The following is an 18,722-nucleotide window of genomic DNA, read 5'->3' on the forward strand; positions in this document are numbered from 1 at the left end:
TCCTTTATCCTATGATATCACCCTTCCAGTTAACGATTTGTATTTCTTTATCTTCCAGTAGGCACCAATCAATGATTTCACCGATTAACTTGGGAGTGATTATTTCATCATTCCATGTCGGTGCCAATACTCTCCTCCACCCTATGTAGTCTTTCTCCCAGCCTACAAATTCTTCCCCTATAATCACAATGATGGGCGTTTTGTTCTTAATGCTATACTGTCCTACCTCGTAGGTGACTAGAAGCTTCTTATTCTCTGATACAATATGTAATTTGATGATCCGTTCGTCATCAATATCCGGTTCAACATACCAATAGAATAATCTATTGGAGCGTATGATCTTGCGTTTGTATTTTTTTCTTATTCCCATTGTTCACCTCTCCTTCTACTTCCTATATTCGATAATATGTGCATGTGGAATATCATCTATTTCATATTGAGTTCTAAAAGCCATTCCATGTCCCGCAATTATCACATAGTCATAGTTCAAATATTTATTAATGACCCCATCCATTCGTGCTTTCATCATTGGTTTAGATTCCCATAATCGGGTTTCGCCCACAGGATAAATTCCGTGATTTAAATCAAAATCAGTTCCGAGTTCTTTCAATTGTTCTACTGAATCATATTGGAATGTTAGATCGGGTTGCCATTCTCTTAAATCAAGCTCAACCTGAATCTCAAGATTCAATTCCTTTGATAAAATTGCAGCTGTTTGCATTGCCCTTGTATAGGGTGATGAAAGTATTAATTGAGCATTCTGAAGTCTTTCATCTTTGGAAGCCTTATGGACTTGCTGAACTCCACGTTGAGTTAAAGGGACTAGATCCCTGCCATGCCCCTTAAGTTTATACTTCTCATTAATCTCCCAATCTGGTTCACCGTGACGAACAAGATAAAAGGTAGTCATAGTCTCATCCTTTTTTTTGAAGCCTCCTGATATCACCGACAAATACTTTCTATTTCATGTCTTCCCATTCTTCTCTCAAGACTCCCATCCGGATTGAATCATAATATTCATCGTTGTAGAATCGGCATTTCCGAAGTCTTCCTTCTAGCTTCATTCCTAGTTTCTCTGCCACTTTCATCATTCTAAAATTTCCTGACCATGTCGTTAAGCCGACTCTTACTAAGGGTAATTTCCCGAATAAGTAATCAATCCATAATCTTAATGCGGTCGTTCCATATCCACCATTCCAATACTTAGGATCATAGATGACTATGCCTACCTCTAGCCAATTTGAAGGTTTATGTTCCCAATAATAATTTACCGTTCCTATAATCGTTTCATTGACTTGAATTATCATTCTATCATTTGGTTCATCTGAAGCTTCATTGCCATTCTGTTCATAATGATTCTGAAATTCTTCAAATTCTATATATTCGAATGGAAAATAAGGTGCGTTCCACTTCTTCCATTCCGGTTGCTCAGCATAAATGAAGTTGTACAGTATACATAAATCCTCAGGTTGTATTGGTCTCAATCTCACCTCACTATGTTCAAGTTTTAATTTGATAATTTCCAAATTTATCACCTCGGTTAATTTTTGATTCCTCAGTTATATATGCGTCCTTACAAGCTCCCAATCTAATTAGAATGCTTTCAACTTATCTTCTACAGAGGTCTCAGATCATGTTGCTGTATCATCAACACCTCGCGTATACGGGGGTGTCTGGCCTATCATGCTGCCCCAAAATTCTTCTGCCCAACTGAGCCGTTGTCAGACAGTAATTATTCATTCCAGCTCTTTATAAAATTCATTTGGTCCTTCGTGAATACATACCCGCGATTTTCATAAAATCTGTGGGCACTTTTTCGACTTGGATGGGATAACAACTTTATTCCAGCATACCCATTGTCTTTCGCCCATTCTTCAAGACGTTCTATTAACCTGCTACCAATCCCCAGTTTTCTGAAGTTTTCTTTTACGACAAATCCCAATATATTAATTAGTGATTCGGAAAATAGCAATTCATAAGGACTTCCATGAATATATCCTATTACCTCGCCGTCGTGTTCATATACAAAAATGATATCTTGCGTGCTGTTACAGATAATTTCAATTTTCTCTTTTACTCTCTCTTCGGAAAATAGCTCCAAATGAGGATTGAAGTCTTGATTCAGCAAATAAATATCATGATAATCATTCGTTTGAATTTCCCTGACTCTACTTGTTATCATATCTAGTTATGCCTCTTTTCTTGACATGAATTCATTTGACAACTGCTCACTATCTGCAAAGTTGCTATTTCAGATATTATTTATAATGGCATTGATACCCGCTAGTGTCCTGGTATTCACGAAAAGCCCAAGCCTTAGATAACTCTGATCTTAGACTTGAGCGTTTGTTGACTGATCTTCTTCCATGATTATACATCTATTGACCAAGTGACGATAGCCTTCTATGTAAATGTAAAGTTAGTCGATGGATTACCTTCTCGGATATGTTTCATGTTATTTGGTGTGTAAGTGAATAGTACAATTGTATAGTGCACAATCCCATCTAACTTGCGATTTATTTAAAATGGTTACCGATGTATTGTCGAGATGAACCTCTGTATCCACATGAGGAATTAGTTTCTTCAAGGTCCGTCCGATTAGGGCTGCATGACTTATGATCAATACTTTTCTGTCGGGATGTCTTTCACAAATATCCATGATACATTTCATCCCTCTGGTGACGATCTCATCGTTTGGTTCTATGCCGAGATCTAGCTTGGACCAGCCGTAACCCCACTTATTAACTCTCTCTTGTTCAGTGGTTCCCTCAATCAGTCCACCGTTCATTTCTCTTAATCGCGGGTCTGTTTTTACTTCAATGTTCTTAATTCTTCCTATCATTTGTGCTGTTTCGAGCGCTCGTGATAAGTCACTTGAATAGATGTAATCCCACTCCTCGTTCCCCATCCTCTTAGCTAGCAATTCAGCTTGTCTTCGTCCCTCATCATTTAAAGGTATATCCGTGTGTCCCTGTGCTCTGTATTCATAGTTCCAATCGGTTACGCCATGTCTTACAAATCCGATCAATGTCATACTCTCTCCTCCTTCATTCACTTTATATTTATTAGGATGCTCTCGGTCTTTTGTCTAATGCTATTGTATTCACCAAGTCCATCTTTGGCAAAAAAAGTATGATGAAGCGCTTGCAATACATCAACCTCCACCAGACCAAGGACACCCGAGGAGTCCCGGCTTATTGGCAGCATTATTGAACCAGCTTACTAAGTTCTTCCCGAATCTCAAAATCCAGACCCTTTTTCCTCAACAAGTCTCTTATTAAATGTTTATCCACAATGTCTCTATATGCCTGTAGGTAATTTAAGATTAAATTGGATTTTTCTACTCTTCCCATCAAATGATAGGCTACATACCAGATTTCAGGACTGGATACCTTTATTCCACTCCATGATCTATTCACAACATGAGATACAGGTAGCTGAATGGATAATATAACATCCCACTTCCACCTAGTGAATACGCTAACTCATTCTCTTCGAATCTTCTTATAATTGGCAAAATTTCTTGATGATCTAACATTGCTCACCCTCCTATATATGCCACAATCACTTAAAACTTTCCTTTCCTTAGAGCCATTTCAAAAATGTTGTATGGGTGAGCTCAATGTTATTGTTCTTTGCCCATTTTATAAAGTTGTCTATTTCGGCATTGGTATTACAAAACTCAAAACACAGTGCTACAGGGACAATTCTATTCTTCTTTGGTTTGATTCCGATTAAGCAATCGCTTTGAATATAGATCCGCCTTATATCGTTAGCTGCTATTTGATTATGATTAATAATCAATACTTCACTATGGAGAAATAACAGTCTGGGTTTAAGAAATCTCCTTGCAGCAGCTATGATATTAACAAGCAGACAAATCATAATAATTGTTAAAAAAGAAATTTATAGGCCCTGTTAGTAGCTGTATACACATTGAACATGCATAATACAGCCAGAATTGACATGCTAATTATTAACTTCATATTTAGAGGATATCTTATATAAGCTTTCATGGATAGAAGCTCCTGTTTGGATATTGTAAATGATTGCATATCACACTTTATAATCACTCTCTAACATGGAAAATAAATAGGAATCATGAAACTTCCCTTTAGCCCATATATGTTCTCTTAAATGGCCTTCTTTTTTCATTCCAATTTTAGTTAACACCTTCGCTGAACCAATATTACCAGGACGACATGTTGCATACACTCTATGCACTTTGAATTTTTCAAATGCTAATCGTAACAACGCTTCTGACGCTTCACTTGCGTATCCATTTCCCCAGTATTCTGGATGAAAGCAATAACCGATTTCAGCGTTTAACTCCTTAATATACATTCCACATCCACCTATGAATTGATTGGTATCTTTCAGTATTACGGCGAATTCAAAATCGGTTCGGTCATTTGTTCGTTGCTTTTCAAGTTGCTGGTTCACATATGATTTTGTTTCGGCTTCATTGTTTGGTCCCCAAAGCATAAATTCAGTTACTTCAGGATTAGACGCATATGAATGCACATCTCTCCAATCCTCGATGACGAGGTCACGAATGATTAATCTAGATGTTTCAATAGCCATCATAGATCCTCCCTAGAGTTTATTTTTTACATTTGACGGATGGCCAAGCTAATTGCGACAGTTCCTCAGAAAAGGATTCGCGAGAGGTTCTCCAGCCAAAGGCGATCTCCATGGGCAAGGACGATCCGGCATAGAATCGCTATGGCGCAGGCATGTATTGCGCTCGATGAAAGTGGTCACGCAGCCCCTGCCTTTCCCGAGACGACCGCATCGCGCTCCCAATAACCGAAGGCTTCACGGGAACAAACCTCTTCCGGACGCTGAGAAATAGCCTTGCCCACGGCTAACTTGCATTACATCCAACATATATTGCTTCGATACATAAATTATTCAGCTGCACTTTATTGAAATTTCCTTGCGATCAGCTCGCCTTGGCGAGCTTTGTGCCGCGAACCGATGCGGCAGCGTATATTACAAGCGCTGTCCAAATGAGTGCAAAGCCGATGAGCAGGACAGACGAAACCGATTCCTTGAACACAAATACGCTCAGTAACAGCATGATCGTCGGCCCGATGTATTGTACGAAGCCGAGCGTGGATAACGGCATGCGAGCGGCCGCTCGTGCAAAGAAGAGCAGCGGCAGCGCAGTTACTACGCCAGAAAGGAGTAATTCGATGAACATGGACGGAGGTAGCGTCCATGCCGTCGCCTTTCCTGCGGAGGCCAAATAGACCCAGTACCCGAGCGCAACAGGCAGAACTACAGCTGTCTCCGACAGCAAGCCTACAGAAGCGTCTTGAACAATTTTCTTTTTCGCGAGGCCGTACAAGCCAAATGACGCAGCCAGTGTAATCGCGACCCACGGGAACCGCCCGTAGTCAATTGCGATAATGAGCACCGCGGCGCCAGCGACGGCAATCGCGAGCCATTGACCACGATTGGGCTTCTCACGAAGGAAGACGACCGCTAGCAACACATTCAGCAACGGGTTCAGATAATAGCCAAGGCTTGTCTCAACGACGTGGTTGTTATTGACAGCCCAGATGAAGATGAGCCAATTAGCAGCGATCAGCAGTCCGCTGGCGGCGAGGGATAGCAGGAGCGAGCGACTCGTCACAATTCGCTTCATGTCACTCCAGCGGCGCTGAATGGCGACGAGAACACCCATGAAGACAAATGACCAGACAACCCGATGTGATAGAATCTCGCCTGCTGGCACCTCATTAAACAACTTCCAGTAAAGCGGGAGAACCCCCCACATGATATAAGCGATAATAGCGTTAACTAACCCGTTATTCATAATCAAATTCCTTCTTCCCGTTCCGATGTCTGAACGTATTATGCGTTGTGCATATACTCTTTTACATTACCATATAAGTTCCAGATTAGGACTTGCTCCTCGTAAAATTTAATAAATTGTGGTCTTTCTTGCTTCAAAAGCATAGATCATTCATCCAGTTCTTTATTCCTACACCAATGAATCTGGCCTTACAATGAACCGACTCTACGGCCGTTTCGATACAGCAGATAAAGCAAATATGGCGCCCCAATAAGCGACACCATCAATCCTGATGGGACTTCTTTCGGCACAGCAACCAAACGTCCCACAACATCGGCTGTTGCCAGCAGCAAGGCGCCGATGAGCATAGAGAGCCCCATCGTTCTACGATGAGCCGTTCCTGTAAACAGTCTTGCCGCATGCGGAGCCAGCAATCCGATAAATCCAACGGTGCCTACGGTGGCTACAACGATCGCCGCCAATGATAGTCCCAGGCTTGCCGTCAGCAGTCGATCCCACTTGATGCGCTGTCCGACTCCTGTCGCAACCTCGTCGGTAAAGGACAATAATTCCACGCGCTTTCCCAACCACCAGGCGATTGGGACGACAAGAACAAAAACGATGACTAATGGAAGCGTATCTGTCCATCCTCGTGCATACGTACTGCCCGCAAGCCAGATGAGAGCAGCCGTAAAGCTTGTCGTCCGCAGCACCAGGATTTGAATGACGGCTGTACTTACTGCGGATATGCTGATCCCCGCCAGAAGCAACGTTCCGGGTTCTAGACCGCTGCGCCAGGCGGCTGCAAAAATAATGATGGAGATCATAACCGCGCCAGCAAATGCGCATAACCCCATCAGCCATCCCGGCGCATAAGGCCATATAACCAACAGGGCCAATACCCCCGCGCCTGCGCCGGATGTAACCCCCATGACTGATGGATCGGCCATCGGATTGCGCACGGCACTCTGAATCAATAAGCCGGCTACCGCCAGCGCCGCACCGCCAAGCCAGGCGGCAGCCATACGCGGCAAACGCAATTGCCACACCAGATAATGATGAGATGGTTCCCCATGGCCTAATAAGGTCTGGATTAACTGCTCCATGGTCAGCATGGAATGTCCTGAATGCAAGCAACCATATAGGGTAACGCCGAACAGAGCCAAGCCCAGCAGAAGATAGGCCGTGAACATTCGCCTTTTGTTAGCTCTGAAGCTGGAGACCGAAGACGAGGGCATCCCGCCGAATCCACCAATTCCTTGACGCTTCTTGTGCGTGCGCAGCACGAATACGACCAACCAACCGCCGCCAAGCAATGCCGTCACAGCCCCAACAGGAAGCGTGCCGTAAGTCGCTTGAAACATAGAGGTCAGCAAATCGGCAACGAGCAAAAGCCCAGCTCCCAGCATCGCGCTTGCAGGAATCAACAAACGGTGTTGCCGAATGCCGGTCAGTCGAATGATATGCGGTGCGAGCAGACCGATATACCCAATGGGACCAGCGAGGCTTACACTGAGCGCGGCAAGTGTAATGGCGATTCCAGACATCGCCACCTTCGTCCACACCATCCGCTGTCCCAGGGAAGTTGCTGACTCCTCACCAAGCGTCAGTAGATCAAGGGATTTGCCAGAAAGAAAAACAATCGTCAGCCCGATAGCCATCCAGTGCCATGTGAGCTGAAGGCCGTGCCAATTGTTCTGCATCAAGGAACCCGAACCCCAGACGAACAGGTGGCTAGCATCTTCCAGATACAAAATTTGCATCATACTCGTTAGCGAAGACAGCAACAAGGTTACAATTAAGCCTGACAGCACCAGACGAATCGGCGGAGCTCGATGACCCCCGGCCAGCACATAAGCCATGCCAGCCGCCAGAATACCGCCAGCAAGTGCAAAGACAAATGAAAACTGGTGAAGCAGAAAGGGACTCCATACCGTTCCTGCAACGACTGCCAAGTATGCTCCCGCATTAATGCCGAGCGTGCTCGCAGATGCGAGCGGATTGCGCAGCACGGTCTGCAGCAGCACACCGCTGGTCGCCAATGCAGCTCCACAGAGTATGCCCGCAACTGCCCGCGGCAAACGCAGTCCCCATATAGCCTGATCAACGCTCGACCCTTGCGCATACAGAAGAGAATGCACCATATCAGATACGCTGATATCTACTTGTCCCTGCATGAGATGAAGCAACAAGAGCAGCACCAGAAGCAGAGCGCTTCCTCCTATTACGCTGACCGCCTTCCCATTCATTTTCATTGCCCGGCCAACGCCTTCACAACCTCACTGACAAGTCCCTTGGCGCTGATCGGTCCACCATACGCCCACATCCGTTGATCTATCGCATAGACACGCTGCTGTTTGACGAACTCCAATTCGTTCCACAACGCATTGGCTTTCAGTTGATCCTGCAATCCGCCTATGCTGTCCATGTTTAAATAAATCAAAGAAGCATCCTCGTAATCCATTAACGCTTCTACCGTTGTCACCGTCACGCCTCGTTGTTCAAAAATGTCAGGCCGATAGACGGGATGTAAGCCGATTTCTTTCATGATTCGCGCACCTTGGGAATTACCGGTGAACAACCATACGGAAGGACCTGATTGACCAGGTGTCATTTGGGCAAATACAACATTCGCTCCCGCTTGATTCGCCGCTTCCAGCTTCCCTTTGGCCTCATCATACACCTTTTGCAAATCCTCAAGCTGCTTCTCGGCTTCAGCCTCTTTGCCTACCATATCTGCAATCACACGGAAAGTCTCCGTCATTTCATCGTACTGCTCCTTCCCTTCCGGTGGATAGGGATCGAAGACCATGGTCGGCGCAATGGCATTTAGCTTCTCATAGTTCTTTTGAACAAAGTACACATTGGTCAAAATGAGATCCGGCTGAAGCTCGGCAATGATTTCGAGATTAGGCTCCTGCCGGCCACCGACATCCACAACCTCGGGTCCCAAAGCAGGCTGTATATTCACCAAGGTGTTAAAGCCTGTTGGAGAATCAATATCTGCCACACCTACCGGCGTAATTCCGAGCGCCAGCAGATCTTCCGTGTAATTAAAATCCAATGCCACGATTCTTTTTGGCGTTTCGGTCAACCTTACTTCGCCTAACGGATGCTTGAATATACGAGCCTCTTCCATGTCGGACTCTGGCTGCCGATTCTCGGAACAGCCGGTCAACATCACTACAACCAAAACAATAGCTGTAAAGATAAATCCTTGTCTAACTACCATCCTTATGCGCCCCTCTCTATGAATGATAACGATTATCACATACATTCACAGTTCAGCTCTACCCGAGAAAGACGCTCAGCCGCCTATTAAGGACGGCAAAACGGATATACATCAGATGACGATGCATATCCGTTTCGATTGTAAAGGATTCCGTTTTTATCGTTCAAGATGCTGACCATATTGGCTTGGATTGCAACCGTATTGTTTTCTGAAGGCGGCAGCGAATTGACTCGGGTTGCTATATCCAACGACCATGGCCACATCGCACACCCTCATCCGACTCGTCTCCAGCAGCCATGCTGCTTTTTGCATTCGTTGTTCGCGTACATATTCAAAGATCGTTTTATCAAATACCGTGCGGAAGCCTGTTTTTAGCTTGGTTGTACCCATTCCCGCTATTTTCGCCAACTCCCGAATGGACAGAGGGTGATCCAAGTGCTCAGTGATCACCCTGCGAACGTTATGCAGCTTCTCCAAATCACTGCGGCGGAGTGTCGTTAATTCTTTGCTCAGCCGATCATATGTCGGCAGCTCATGAATAAAGAGGGTGACTAATTCGAGCACCTTACTTTCCATAAACAATCGCTTCAGCGCCCCGTCATATTCACACGTCCACATCGCCTGCAAAATCGCTTGAACAGCCGGTGAAATGGCTTGACCGCGAATCGTGTTTTTATATGCATTCAGCATCTGCCGCAGTTTGCGATTCTCCTCCCCGTCGGCAAAATACGCATCCAATATACCCGGACTCATTCGAATCTTAATCGCATTGTTCTGGATCGCTGAGCTTGTCTCCAAATAGACTTTGGTGTGATGGGTAAAGAACACCGTACTCTCCGGACCGGATAAATTCGTACAAACGGCATTATTCCATTCACAGTAGCTTTCGCCGCTTAGGCGATAAACCAACCCCAAAACCTGGCACTCTTGGTCGATTCTCAATCTCAGATTTTGATGCAGACTTAAACGCTCCAGTAACACTTCCATCCCCGGACGAATGACCATGCGATGAATCGTACCATTTCCAATTTCATTCGGAAGGATCAGTTGTTGTCCCCAACTAGAACGAGACAGTTTTCTCTCCAGCCCCAGCGATAAATGATCCATATATTCGTGCATGCCGGTTAATTTGAATTCGTGCTGCATAAAGCCACTTCCTCGATATCTATATGAGTATTATTCTCATTATAGATTACAAGCTGGAACGATGCAGGATTATTTTAGCCTACTCAACAGAATGAAAAAGTCCGCTCTTCTGATCCTCAATGGCTTCTTAGAGCAACTTACTCTTACATGGCCCTATCACGCCTAGTGCTCCTTGATCTTAATCATTCAGGTTGAGCAGCTTCTGACTGATAAAGATTTCGTTCAAACCTATAGCAGTTGCTATTGCAAAATCCGTTAATTTACTATCATATGGATGGATATCAAGTCTCTTTAGTTTGAATTTGAAATTTCCTATGGCTAGGTTACTGTCATTGTATCTATAATCAATAAACTTTCTCACGCCATCATAGACGGAACATATAACCATAGGGAATGCTAATTCCCAATCCATATTATCTCTCAAATCCTCCTGTAGTCGTGCCTCATTTTCAAAGACGATCCCTCCATCATAAGGCTCAATTTCGAAATCTATGATGGCGAAGCGTCCTGGCGGCCCAGACTGTCTAATGTATCTGGCTTGCTTCTCAACACGTTCATCCACAGAAATAATCGATACTTTGTCTTTTTCATAAGGTGGAAATATCCAAAGTTGATTTGGCACTCGTAAAGTCCCCCCAGATCATTCACTATATCCTTACTCTATTACTTATTTATTTGGGTTCACAGTCTTTACATGCAGTCGCCTGTATAACGGAATAACCACAATTCTCACAATTCATTTTATAGTTCTCCTCAATATATTTATAGACCGTTTGATTTTCTTTAATTACGTCTTCTCTTGCAGTAGGTTTATCCTTCAATGGGCTTCAATTTCGCTTTGGCCCCAATGGGAGCCTGATCGTAAAAATTGAACCTCGATTAAGCTCGCTTTCTACCTCAATCGATCCTTCGCACAAATCGACAATACGCTTTACCAGCGTTAAACCGAGTCCGTTCCCCGCCGTTGTGCGAGAAGCATCGCCTTGATAAAATTTGTCAAACATCCGCCGCATCGTCTCTTTGCTCATCCCGCATCCTTGGTCCTCAAGCCGAAACACCGCGTCCCCTCCGCATTGCCATAAGCCAACCTTTAGCGTCCCGCCGCTGTTCGAATGCTTGATCGCATTATCCAACAAATTGATCCACACCTGCTGAATCATATTTTTATTGCTGCATATTTCGATCTCGTCGTCCAAAGCAAGCTCCAAATTGAGGTTGCGGGTATTCCATTTCGGCTCCAGCATCAGAATCGCCAGCCTGACTTGCTCGTCCAAGCGGTAGGCGGACTTTTCACTCACAATTTCAATATTCTCTACCTTTGACAAGTTGAGAATACTGGTCGACAAGCCGACCAATCGTTCAGATTCCTGGATAATGCTGTCCAAGTAGTCTTGTTTGTCCGCCTCACTCAGGCCGCCCTTCTTCAACAATTTGGCGAAGCCGCTGATAGAGGCTATGGGGGTCTTGAATTCATGAGAGAAATTTCGCACGAAATCGCTGCGCAACGTTTCAATCCCCCTTAGCTCCTGCACCATTTTGTTAAAGCTCGCCGCCAGCGCATCCAGTTCAAAAACAATACTGCCCTTCGCTCTCACCTCAGCGGAAAAATCTCCCTTCGCAACCTTATCGGTGGCTTCCATCATATCCCGGATTGGTCTCACCGAGCGTCTGCTCAGCAGCGCGGCAATGACCACTCCCAGAAAAAGGCTGATATATAACAACACATACACCCCGCGCATGGGCTCAGGGTTACTCATGTCAAGCAGGCCTGCCCGATAAAGTAAAAAAGCAAGGAAACCTGCCGAACCAATAGATAGCACCATGACTACAAACACCAATGCCACCAAGGAAAACGCCAGACTGATTTTTTGTGGAAATATCCTTCGCCTTCTTGGCATCCTCTTCATCCCCTCACCCACGCTTCACCATCTTGTACCCCAACCCGCGCACCGTCACAATCTCAAAATCAGGATTGTTCTTGAATTTGTCGCGCAATCGATTGATATGGACATTCAGGGTATGGCTGTCTATCTCCGTTTCCATCCCCCAAATTTCCTCCATTAAATGCATACGGGTAAAAATTCTGTCGGGATAGCTCATCAGCTTAAACAGCAAATAAAACTCCTTTTGGGGTAGAAAGGTCTGCACCTCTCCTCTCGTAACCGTTAGAGCGCTGTAATCCAACGTAGTATCTCCCAGCATGAGCTTGTGTTCACTGACAATCTGCGCCCTACGTAGCAGCGCCTTGATGCGGAACAGCAGCTCCTGCTCGTCGAACGGCTTCGTCATATAATCATCCGTACCAGCAAGGAAGCCGTGATGCTTATCCGTGATTTCATGTGCAGCCGTGACCATCAGAATCGGGATATGGTCCCCGGCGCTGCGTAATTCCTTGCATAGTTGATAACCGTCCATCTCCGGCATCATCAGGTCCAGTACAATCAAATCAAATCGCTGCTCCTCCATCCTGCTCAGCGCTTCGAGCCCGTTCTTAACCGGATGGGCATTAAAGCCTCCATGCTTGAGTACAGCACATAGCAGCTTTTGCGTATTGGCATCATCTTCGACCACAAGTATATCAAACACTGTCCACTCCCCCTCGATCCTATCATTATTATACTGTTCCAACATAAACCGAACATCAACTCCGACTCGCTGCATCGCTTGAGGTTCAGTTGATATTTAGCAATTAAAGTTCAGGTTATCCCATCAAAAAGAGAGGTTATGAAATGAGATCAAGCAGAACAGGCAACATTGGCAGTGCCAATGCCATCCATCTTGAGAATGTCAGCAAAAACTTTGGCGATTACCCGGCCGTGCACAATCTTTCATTGGAGGTGAACCGGGGAGAAGTTGTCGGATTCCTTGGACTGAACGGTGCCGGCAAGACCACGACCATCAAAATGCTCCTGTCCCTGCTGAGACCATCATCCGGCAGCATCCACATGCTGGGGAGCAAGGTTGACGCCGGCAATTACAAGCTATGGGAAAAGGTTGGCTATTTGGAGGAGGCAACCTTTTATCCAGAACTTACGGTCAAGGAAAATTTGGACATTGCACGCAGAATGCATCTTCTCTCTGATCGCAATTGCATTGCTCGCGTCATCCAGCAGCTTAACCTGGGCGCCCATCAGGACAAGCAGGCCAAGAAGCTTTCCCTGGGAAACAAGCAACGGCTAGGATTGGCAAAGGCTATGCTCCACAACCCGGAGGTATTGATTCTGGACGAGCCGATCAACGGACTTGACCCGGCCAGTGTCGTCGAAATCCGGGAGCTGCTGCTCGACTTGTCGCGCAATCGTGGCATCACCATCCTCATTTCCAGCCACCTGTTAGAAGAATTATCCAAGCTGGTGGACCGTATAAGCATCATGCACAAAGGGCAACTCATCCAGGACATGAAAGTGAACCAACTGGAGCAATCCCTGCAAAAAAGTTTAATCCTGGACGGGCGCAATCGCGTTGCACTGATGCGTATTCTCACAGAGCATGGGTACAGCTATGAAGAAGCCGCTGACGGGCGCTTGGTCTTGGCAGAAGGCCGCGCGATAGCGCAGCCGGAGAGGCTGGCAGAACTGTTGGCACGAACGGGCCAGCCACCGACTCACCTGAGCGTCGTTACGGAAGATCTGGAAGGTTATTTCTTGCGCATGATCCGTACAGAAGGGAGGAAGCAAGCATGAAGCTCCTTTCTCTCATTCATAACGAAGCTCGTAAGATATGGCGGTCTGTCGTCTTTTGGGTCATGCTTGGGGCCTTTACAGCATTGCCCTTAATGATTGCTGTATTCAACAGTTCCGCAGCCCATTGGGAAGCCTACTTCGCAGATCTGCTCGGCTCCATAGGCTCCTTGCTGGTCGTAGGATTCGCCTTCACCTCCGCTTGGGTGTTTGGAGCGGAGTACACCAACAATACCATCAAGGACATCCTTGTTAAGCCGGTCCCCAAGACCTATACGGTATTGGCCAAATTTATCGCCATCGCGATGTGGAATACAGGAATGGCTGTTTTCACCTTTTCGGTAATCACAGGCGCGGGTTTCCTGATTGGCGTCAGCGGAGGCTCCGTATCCACCATTTTGCATTTTTTCTGGCCGTTCATGGCCGCTTCCCTGCTGATTATGCTCATCAGCACAACGAGCGCGTTAATCGCCAATCTCACCCGAGGGTACCTCGCTCCTATCGGAGTCATCTTTGTCATCGTGATCGTCTCGAATGTGGTCGTGCAGTTAGGCTACGGACCTTATTTTCCTTGGACGATTCCAGTTCTACTGCTAACCGGTTCAGAGCTCGGCTTGATCAGTATGGTGATACTGGCTGCCACAGGGATAGCAGGGTTCGCCGGAACCGTGGCTTGGTGGCGATTTGCCGAGCATAAGTAGCAGCCCTGCTTGGAAAAATATAGCCCCCCGGTATCGACGCATTCATATACATTTCAATATGAATGGCATCTTATCCTTCTACCTCATATTGCCTAAGGATTGGGGTCACATCAGCAATAATCTGGTTACACTTTGTAATGGAAGTATGGACGAGGATTGCCAACAACAGTTGATAATTGCCTTTATCCTGGCAGTTCGCCGCTTTGATCTAGTCGTTATGAATAAATGGACAGGCTATGTGGAGTAAGCCTCACATGGTCTGTCCATTTTTTATTCTCGTACTATAATTTTATCTACGTTTCAAATTGGATTCCCTGAAAGAGATAAATGATAATAATTATCAATTTCATCTTCCCAAGTCAAAGCCAATCTATTATAATACTACCTATATACCAAACATCCTACGTTTAAATAAAGGAGTGATGCTGTTGTTAACTCAGACGCAACGTTTAACCTTGGTGGAGCAGGTAGCCTCCCAGATCCAGGGGAAGATCGAAAACAACGAATGGCAAGTAGGGATGCGTATTCCCCCAGAGCCCGAACTGATGGAACAACTTCAAGTCAGCCGCAATACCTTGAGGGAAGCTATTCGGGCTTTAACATATGCGGGGCTGCTGAGGACCAGACAAGGGGATGGGACCTATGTCTGCTCCTCAAGTGTTTTGGGGGCAGTGATTGAAAAGGTGATTCAGCACACCGATAGGCTTGAGAGCCTGGAGGTTCGATACGCCATGGAAAGAGAGGCTGCTACCCTGGCTACGCTCAGGAGAAGCGAAGAAGATTTGGAGGCCATTCGGTCATGCTTGGAGCAGTGCAGACAAGCAGCGAGCCAACAGGATCTCAAAGCTTATGCTCACTGGGATGTCGAGTTTCATAAAATGGTGATTGCTGCTTCGCATAACCAATTGATGTCAAATTTGTATAATCATATTTCCGAGGCGCTGCAAAACACGATTTTAGAAACGACGGACTTCAAAAATGCAGCTTTTTATCACGACTCACATGAACTGCTTTATCAAGCCATTGTGAATCAAGATTGCCATCAAGCCGAGGAAGCTGTTCGCTCATACATTGAAAAGGCTCGTGCTACACTATGCTAAATGAAGCACTTTAAATGCACGAGCACGACTAGACCCAAGAATAACAGGTTTGGAGCTTTTTGACGTGCTACTCCGTTATTTTCTTGTCCGTGGGACGAAAACAGCAATTGGTTATTTCACGAATGTTCCTCAAAAATTCGCCGATTCTGACTTAGGACGCGAACACCCCTGTACTGGGTGGCGAAATGGAAACTGCAATTCAGCAGTCCCTTGCTGAGCAATCATCAGGAAGAATAACTCCGGTGATTGCTCACCTAGAGAGAGCAGATCAAATTGTTATCGTGACGGCAGATGCTTCAAGAACAAGACTAGTACGAAGCACCCTTGCCGCTGCTGGATATTACAATCGACTATATCACGCACAATTTAGTAACAAATAATGCATCCCCTCTTAAGGGCACTTCTTCTACAAGGAAGAAATTGACGATCAATTAACCTAAAACTAAAGCGTAGGAGGAAGCCTTATGAGTTCATCTGAACAATTGTTAAAAAAACAGAATGCGATACTCGATACCAGAACTCGCAAGCAAGCGACATTCTGGTTCATGATCTTAGGAATTATTTTTATCGCAGCAAATTTGCGTGCTCCCCTCACATCGGTGGGGCCATTAGTCAGTATTATTCGGGAGAACGTCCACATTTCAAATACCTTAGCAGGCCTGATTACTACAGTTCCACTGATTGCATTTGCATTGTTATCACCCTTTATACCAAAATTAGGACGTAGATATGGTGTAGAACGTATTATCCTCATTTCCCTTATTGTTTTGACCATGGGTATCGCTGTTCGCTCGTTATCCGGGGTGGTGACCTTGTATGTTGGAACCGCAGTTCTGGGGTTCGCTATTGCCATATGTAATGTATTACTACCGAGCCTGATTAAACAGGAATTCCCACAGCAAATGGGTACTATGACAGGGGTTTATTCTGTTTCCATGAATCTATGCGGGGCGATCGCTTCGGGTATTAGTGTTCCCTTAGCCGTGGGGGCAGGCTTGAACTGGCAAGGGGCCTTGGGGGTATGGGGGATACTTAGCGTCGTCTCCATTCTCTTATGGGTACCGCAACTCAAGGCTCCAGCGAAACCAGCCGCAGTTGCCAGCAGCGCAGGGAACAACCAACAGATTAATATATGGCGCTCTCCATTAGCATGGCAGGTAACTCTTTTTATGGGAATACAATCAACCATTTTTTATGTGCTAGTGGCATGGCTACCTGAAATACTAAAAGGTCAGGGCATCAGTTCAAGTCAATCAGGCTGGTTTCTCTCGATTCTGATTATAGCTTCGCTCCCCTTTGCATTTATCGTTCCTGTTATAGCTGGGCGCATGTCTAACCAACGGTTGTTAGTGATTATTACAACGATTCTGCTTTTGATTGGAACACTTGGACTTCTCTATAGCAGCATCCATCTGTTTTCATTTTGGGTTATTATTCTAGGTATTGGCGTGGGCTTTGCCTTTGGCTTATCTATGATGTTTTTCGGCTTGCGTACCCAAAGTGCCCATCAGGCGGCTGAATTATCGGGGATGGCCCAATCCATCGGATATCTACTGGCCGCAATTGGCCCAGCGTTAATTGGATATTTGCATGATGCCACTCATGGTTGGAGCGTTCCACTCCTGATGTTGGTTGGCGCTTCTGCTCTACTCGGTATGGTTGGTTTGGGTGCGGCTAGAAATCAATTTGTTGATTCTGCAAAGTTGTAATAGCCCGCCTTACATAGCCTCCCAAAAAAGAACGCCCCTTCTGCCAACCGGCAGCAAGGGACGTTCTTGTCTCATTACACAAGTATGGAATTAATGCCCCATCATCATGGCAGTATCATTTAACTGTCAATTTTGTAGAGCTTAGCGAGCCCGCCTTCTGCAGTTTCACGGTAACGGCTACTCATATCCAGGCCTGTCTCATACATGGTCTGTACAACCAGATCAAAGGATATTTTACGGGTACCCGACAAGAATTTGGCCAGGCTCAGCGCATTGATCGCCCGCATCGCACCGACCGCATTCCGCTCAATGCAAGGAATCTGAACTAGTCCGTTAATCGGATCACAGGTTAACCCCAAGTGATGCTCCATCGCAACCTCCGCCGCATACTCAATCTGGTCGATCTCCATACCGGACAATTCAGCCAGTGCAGCCGCTGCCATAGAGCAAGCCGTGCCAACCTCCGCCTGGCAGCCGCACTGAGCGCCGCTGATGGAGGCGTTCTGCTTGACCAGATTACCGATGAGCCCGCCGACAGCCAGTGCACGAAGAATCTGTTCGTCCGGGACCTGCATCTTCTCCTGCATATACCGTAGCGAGGCAGGCACAACACCGCTGGCTCCGCAGGTCGGGGCCGTTACGACTGTACCGGCGGCGGCATTCTGTTCGTTGACGGCGAAAGCATATGCGCTGACGATCCGGTTCTCCCGCGTCTCCGGGCTCTCATCCGCATGCCCCTGATGATACAGATATTTCGCCTTGCGTTCGACATGAAGACCGCCTTCCAGAATACCTGTGACAGACAGCCCTTCGTCGATCGACCGCTTCATCGCTTCCCAGATGCCTTGGAGGAAATCCCAGATCTGTATGCCTTCACGCTGCTCGACGTAATCGCTTAGCCGGATATGATTCGCTTTACACAAGGCGCTGATCTCTGCAAAGCTGTTCTCCGGGTAGACATCAGGTCCCCGCACCTCCTCCCGTCCCTCAATCACAATGTCTCCGCCGCCGATACTGACAACGCGCATGGAGGCTGTTTGCTGACCGTCTTGGTAAGCGAACAAATCCATCGTATTGGGATGGGGTAGAATAAAATCTGGCTGCGGAACAAATTCAACCTCCGCTGAAGCGGGTGACAATGCGCGGATAATCGCCTTGTCCGTCATATGGCCTTTGCCTGTTTTGGCAAGGGAACCATAGATCAGTGCCTTGAACTGGTCTACGTCTTCATTTTCTGCTTTGAAGATTCTGGCCGCCTTCTCCGGCCCCATGGTATGGGAGCTGGACGGTCCGCTGCCAATCTTAAATAGCTCAGTCAACGATCTCATAGCAACCTTATCCCTTCTCAGTT

The 18,722-nt window shown here is 46.2% G+C and carries 19 protein-coding genes and 1 pseudogene; 5 read left to right on the top strand and 15 right to left on the bottom strand.

The features are described 5' to 3' along the window. Positions 1 to 4 precede the first annotated feature (4 nt). From D328_RS0100910 to D328_RS0100930, 5 genes are all read right to left on the bottom strand, one after another. Positions 5 to 370, bottom strand: a complete 366-nt coding sequence (locus D328_RS0100910; protein WP_018883055.1) for a hypothetical protein — start codon at positions 368 to 370, stop codon at positions 5 to 7. Positions 371 to 385: 15 nt separating this feature from the next. Continuing rightward, positions 386 to 910, bottom strand: a complete 525-nt coding sequence (locus tag D328_RS0100915; RefSeq protein WP_018883056.1) for a histidine phosphatase family protein — start codon at positions 908 to 910, stop codon at positions 386 to 388. Positions 911 to 959: 49 nt separating this feature from the next. Continuing rightward, positions 960 to 1,526: a GNAT family N-acetyltransferase gene (locus tag D328_RS0100920; protein ID WP_018883057.1), complete on the bottom strand. Its 567-nt coding sequence runs from the start codon at positions 1,524 to 1,526 to the stop codon at positions 960 to 962. Between the two features lie 206 nt (positions 1,527 to 1,732). Beyond that, positions 1,733 to 2,182 (bottom strand): GNAT family N-acetyltransferase, encoded by a 450-nt coding sequence (locus D328_RS0100925; protein ID WP_018883058.1) that lies wholly within the window; start codon positions 2,180 to 2,182, stop codon positions 1,733 to 1,735. Between the two features lie 273 nt (positions 2,183 to 2,455). Beyond that, positions 2,456 to 3,034 (bottom strand): histidine phosphatase family protein, encoded by a 579-nt coding sequence (locus D328_RS0100930; protein WP_018883059.1) that lies wholly within the window; start codon positions 3,032 to 3,034, stop codon positions 2,456 to 2,458. 50 nt (positions 3,035 to 3,084) lie between these two features. Here D328_RS0100930 and D328_RS31710 point away from each other — a divergent pair, with 50 nt between their 5' ends. Further along, positions 3,085 to 3,213 (top strand): hypothetical protein, encoded by a 129-nt coding sequence (locus D328_RS31710; RefSeq protein ID WP_018883060.1) that lies wholly within the window; start codon positions 3,085 to 3,087, stop codon positions 3,211 to 3,213. An 843-nt stretch (positions 3,214 to 4,056) separates the two neighbouring features. Here D328_RS31710 and D328_RS0100950 read toward each other — a convergent pair. From D328_RS0100950 to D328_RS0100990, 9 genes and pseudogenes are all read right to left on the bottom strand, one after another. Further along, positions 4,057 to 4,584, bottom strand: coding sequence for a GNAT family N-acetyltransferase (locus tag D328_RS0100950; protein ID WP_018883063.1), 528 nt, complete (start codon positions 4,582 to 4,584; stop codon positions 4,057 to 4,059). 120 nt (positions 4,585 to 4,704) lie between these two features. Continuing rightward, a pseudogene (locus D328_RS31945) lies at positions 4,705 to 4,874 on the bottom strand (IS30 family transposase); the annotation flags it as partial. Between the two features lie 71 nt (positions 4,875 to 4,945). Beyond that, on the bottom strand, positions 4,946 to 5,824 hold the full coding sequence (rarD, locus tag D328_RS0100955; RefSeq protein ID WP_018883064.1) for an EamA family transporter RarD: 879 nt from the start codon (positions 5,822 to 5,824) through the stop codon (positions 4,946 to 4,948). Between the two features lie 188 nt (positions 5,825 to 6,012). Next, positions 6,013 to 8,058 (bottom strand): iron ABC transporter permease, encoded by a 2,046-nt coding sequence (locus tag D328_RS0100965; protein ID WP_018883066.1) that lies wholly within the window; start codon positions 8,056 to 8,058, stop codon positions 6,013 to 6,015. After that, on the bottom strand, positions 8,055 to 9,035 hold the full coding sequence (locus tag D328_RS28155) for an ABC transporter substrate-binding protein (protein ID WP_018883067.1): 981 nt from the start codon (positions 9,033 to 9,035) through the stop codon (positions 8,055 to 8,057). Before D328_RS28155 ends, D328_RS0100965 begins: the two co-directional genes overlap by 4 nt. Positions 9,036 to 9,191: 156 nt before the next feature. After that, positions 9,192 to 10,181 carry a helix-turn-helix transcriptional regulator gene (locus D328_RS28160; protein WP_018883068.1) on the bottom strand — a complete coding sequence of 330 codons (990 nt, stop codon included), beginning with the start codon at positions 10,179 to 10,181 and terminating at the stop codon, positions 9,192 to 9,194. 178 nt (positions 10,182 to 10,359) lie between these two features. Next, the gene (locus D328_RS0100980) at positions 10,360 to 10,803 is read right to left on the bottom strand and encodes a hypothetical protein (RefSeq protein ID WP_018883069.1); all 444 of its coding nucleotides are present in this window, start codon (positions 10,801 to 10,803) and stop codon (positions 10,360 to 10,362) included. A 205-nt stretch (positions 10,804 to 11,008) separates the two neighbouring features. Next, on the bottom strand, positions 11,009 to 12,079 hold the full coding sequence (locus tag D328_RS0100985; protein ID WP_018883070.1) for a HAMP domain-containing sensor histidine kinase: 1,071 nt from the start codon (positions 12,077 to 12,079) through the stop codon (positions 11,009 to 11,011). 13 nt (positions 12,080 to 12,092) lie between these two features. After that, complete coding sequence (locus D328_RS0100990) at positions 12,093 to 12,767, bottom strand: response regulator transcription factor (RefSeq protein WP_018883071.1); 675 nt, start codon at positions 12,765 to 12,767, stop codon at positions 12,093 to 12,095. Between the two features lie 143 nt (positions 12,768 to 12,910). On the opposite strand from D328_RS0100990, the gene D328_RS0100995 reads away from it, so the two are divergent. The 4 genes from D328_RS0100995 (at position 12,911) to D328_RS0101010 (ending at position 17,371) form a co-directional block, all read left to right on the top strand. Continuing rightward, a complete protein-coding gene (locus tag D328_RS0100995; protein WP_018883072.1) occupies positions 12,911 to 13,864 on the top strand; it encodes an ABC transporter ATP-binding protein in 954 nt (317 codons plus the stop codon). Next, a complete protein-coding gene (locus D328_RS0101000; protein WP_018883073.1) occupies positions 13,861 to 14,562 on the top strand; it encodes an ABC transporter permease in 702 nt (233 codons plus the stop codon). Before D328_RS0100995 ends, D328_RS0101000 begins: the two co-directional genes overlap by 4 nt. 428 nt (positions 14,563 to 14,990) lie before the next feature. Beyond that, complete coding sequence (locus D328_RS0101005) at positions 14,991 to 15,662, top strand: FadR/GntR family transcriptional regulator (protein WP_018883074.1); 672 nt, start codon at positions 14,991 to 14,993, stop codon at positions 15,660 to 15,662. A gap of 464 nt (positions 15,663 to 16,126) precedes the next feature. Further along, positions 16,127 to 17,371, top strand: a complete 1,245-nt coding sequence (locus tag D328_RS0101010) for a CynX/NimT family MFS transporter (protein ID WP_018883075.1) — start codon at positions 16,127 to 16,129, stop codon at positions 17,369 to 17,371. A gap of 119 nt (positions 17,372 to 17,490) precedes the next feature. Here D328_RS0101010 and D328_RS0101015 read toward each other — a convergent pair whose 3' ends face one another. After that, complete coding sequence (locus tag D328_RS0101015) at positions 17,491 to 18,699, bottom strand: L-serine ammonia-lyase, iron-sulfur-dependent, subunit alpha (RefSeq protein ID WP_018883076.1); 1,209 nt, start codon at positions 18,697 to 18,699, stop codon at positions 17,491 to 17,493. Positions 18,700 to 18,722 lie beyond the last annotated feature (23 nt).

Source organism: Paenibacillus massiliensis 2301065 = DSM 16942 (assembly GCF_000377505.1).
Classification (GTDB): Bacteria; Bacillota; Bacilli; order Paenibacillales; family Paenibacillaceae; genus Paenibacillus; species Paenibacillus massiliensis.

Coding starts and splice junctions, on each gene's coding strand:
- D328_RS0100950 (WP_018883063.1), bottom strand. CDS start 4,584: ATGGCTATTGAAACATCTAGATTAATCATTCGTGACCTCGTCATCGAG.
- rarD (WP_018883064.1), bottom strand. CDS start 5,824: ATGAATAACGGGTTAGTTAACGCTATTATCGCTTATATCATGTGGGGG.
- D328_RS0100930 (WP_018883059.1), bottom strand. CDS start 3,034: ATGACATTGATCGGATTTGTAAGACATGGCGTAACCGATTGGAACTAT.
- D328_RS0100915 (WP_018883056.1), bottom strand. CDS start 910: ATGACTACCTTTTATCTTGTTCGTCACGGTGAACCAGATTGGGAGATT.
- D328_RS0101015 (WP_018883076.1), bottom strand. CDS start 18,699: ATGAGATCGTTGACTGAGCTATTTAAGATTGGCAGCGGACCGTCCAGC.
- D328_RS0101000 (WP_018883073.1), top strand. CDS start 13,861: ATGAAGCTCCTTTCTCTCATTCATAACGAAGCTCGTAAGATATGGCGG.
- D328_RS0101010 (WP_018883075.1), top strand. CDS start 16,127: ATGAGTTCATCTGAACAATTGTTAAAAAAACAGAATGCGATACTCGAT.
- D328_RS0100910 (WP_018883055.1), bottom strand. CDS start 370: ATGGGAATAAGAAAAAAATACAAACGCAAGATCATACGCTCCAATAGA.
- D328_RS28160 (WP_018883068.1), bottom strand. CDS start 10,181: ATGCAGCACGAATTCAAATTAACCGGCATGCACGAATATATGGATCAT.
- D328_RS0100965 (WP_018883066.1), bottom strand. CDS start 8,058: ATGAAAATGAATGGGAAGGCGGTCAGCGTAATAGGAGGAAGCGCTCTG.
- D328_RS0100995 (WP_018883072.1), top strand. CDS start 12,911: ATGAGATCAAGCAGAACAGGCAACATTGGCAGTGCCAATGCCATCCAT.
- D328_RS0100985 (WP_018883070.1), bottom strand. CDS start 12,079: ATGCCAAGAAGGCGAAGGATATTTCCACAAAAAATCAGTCTGGCGTTT.
- D328_RS28155 (WP_018883067.1), bottom strand. CDS start 9,035: ATGGTAGTTAGACAAGGATTTATCTTTACAGCTATTGTTTTGGTTGTA.
- D328_RS0100925 (WP_018883058.1), bottom strand. CDS start 2,182: ATGATAACAAGTAGAGTCAGGGAAATTCAAACGAATGATTATCATGAT.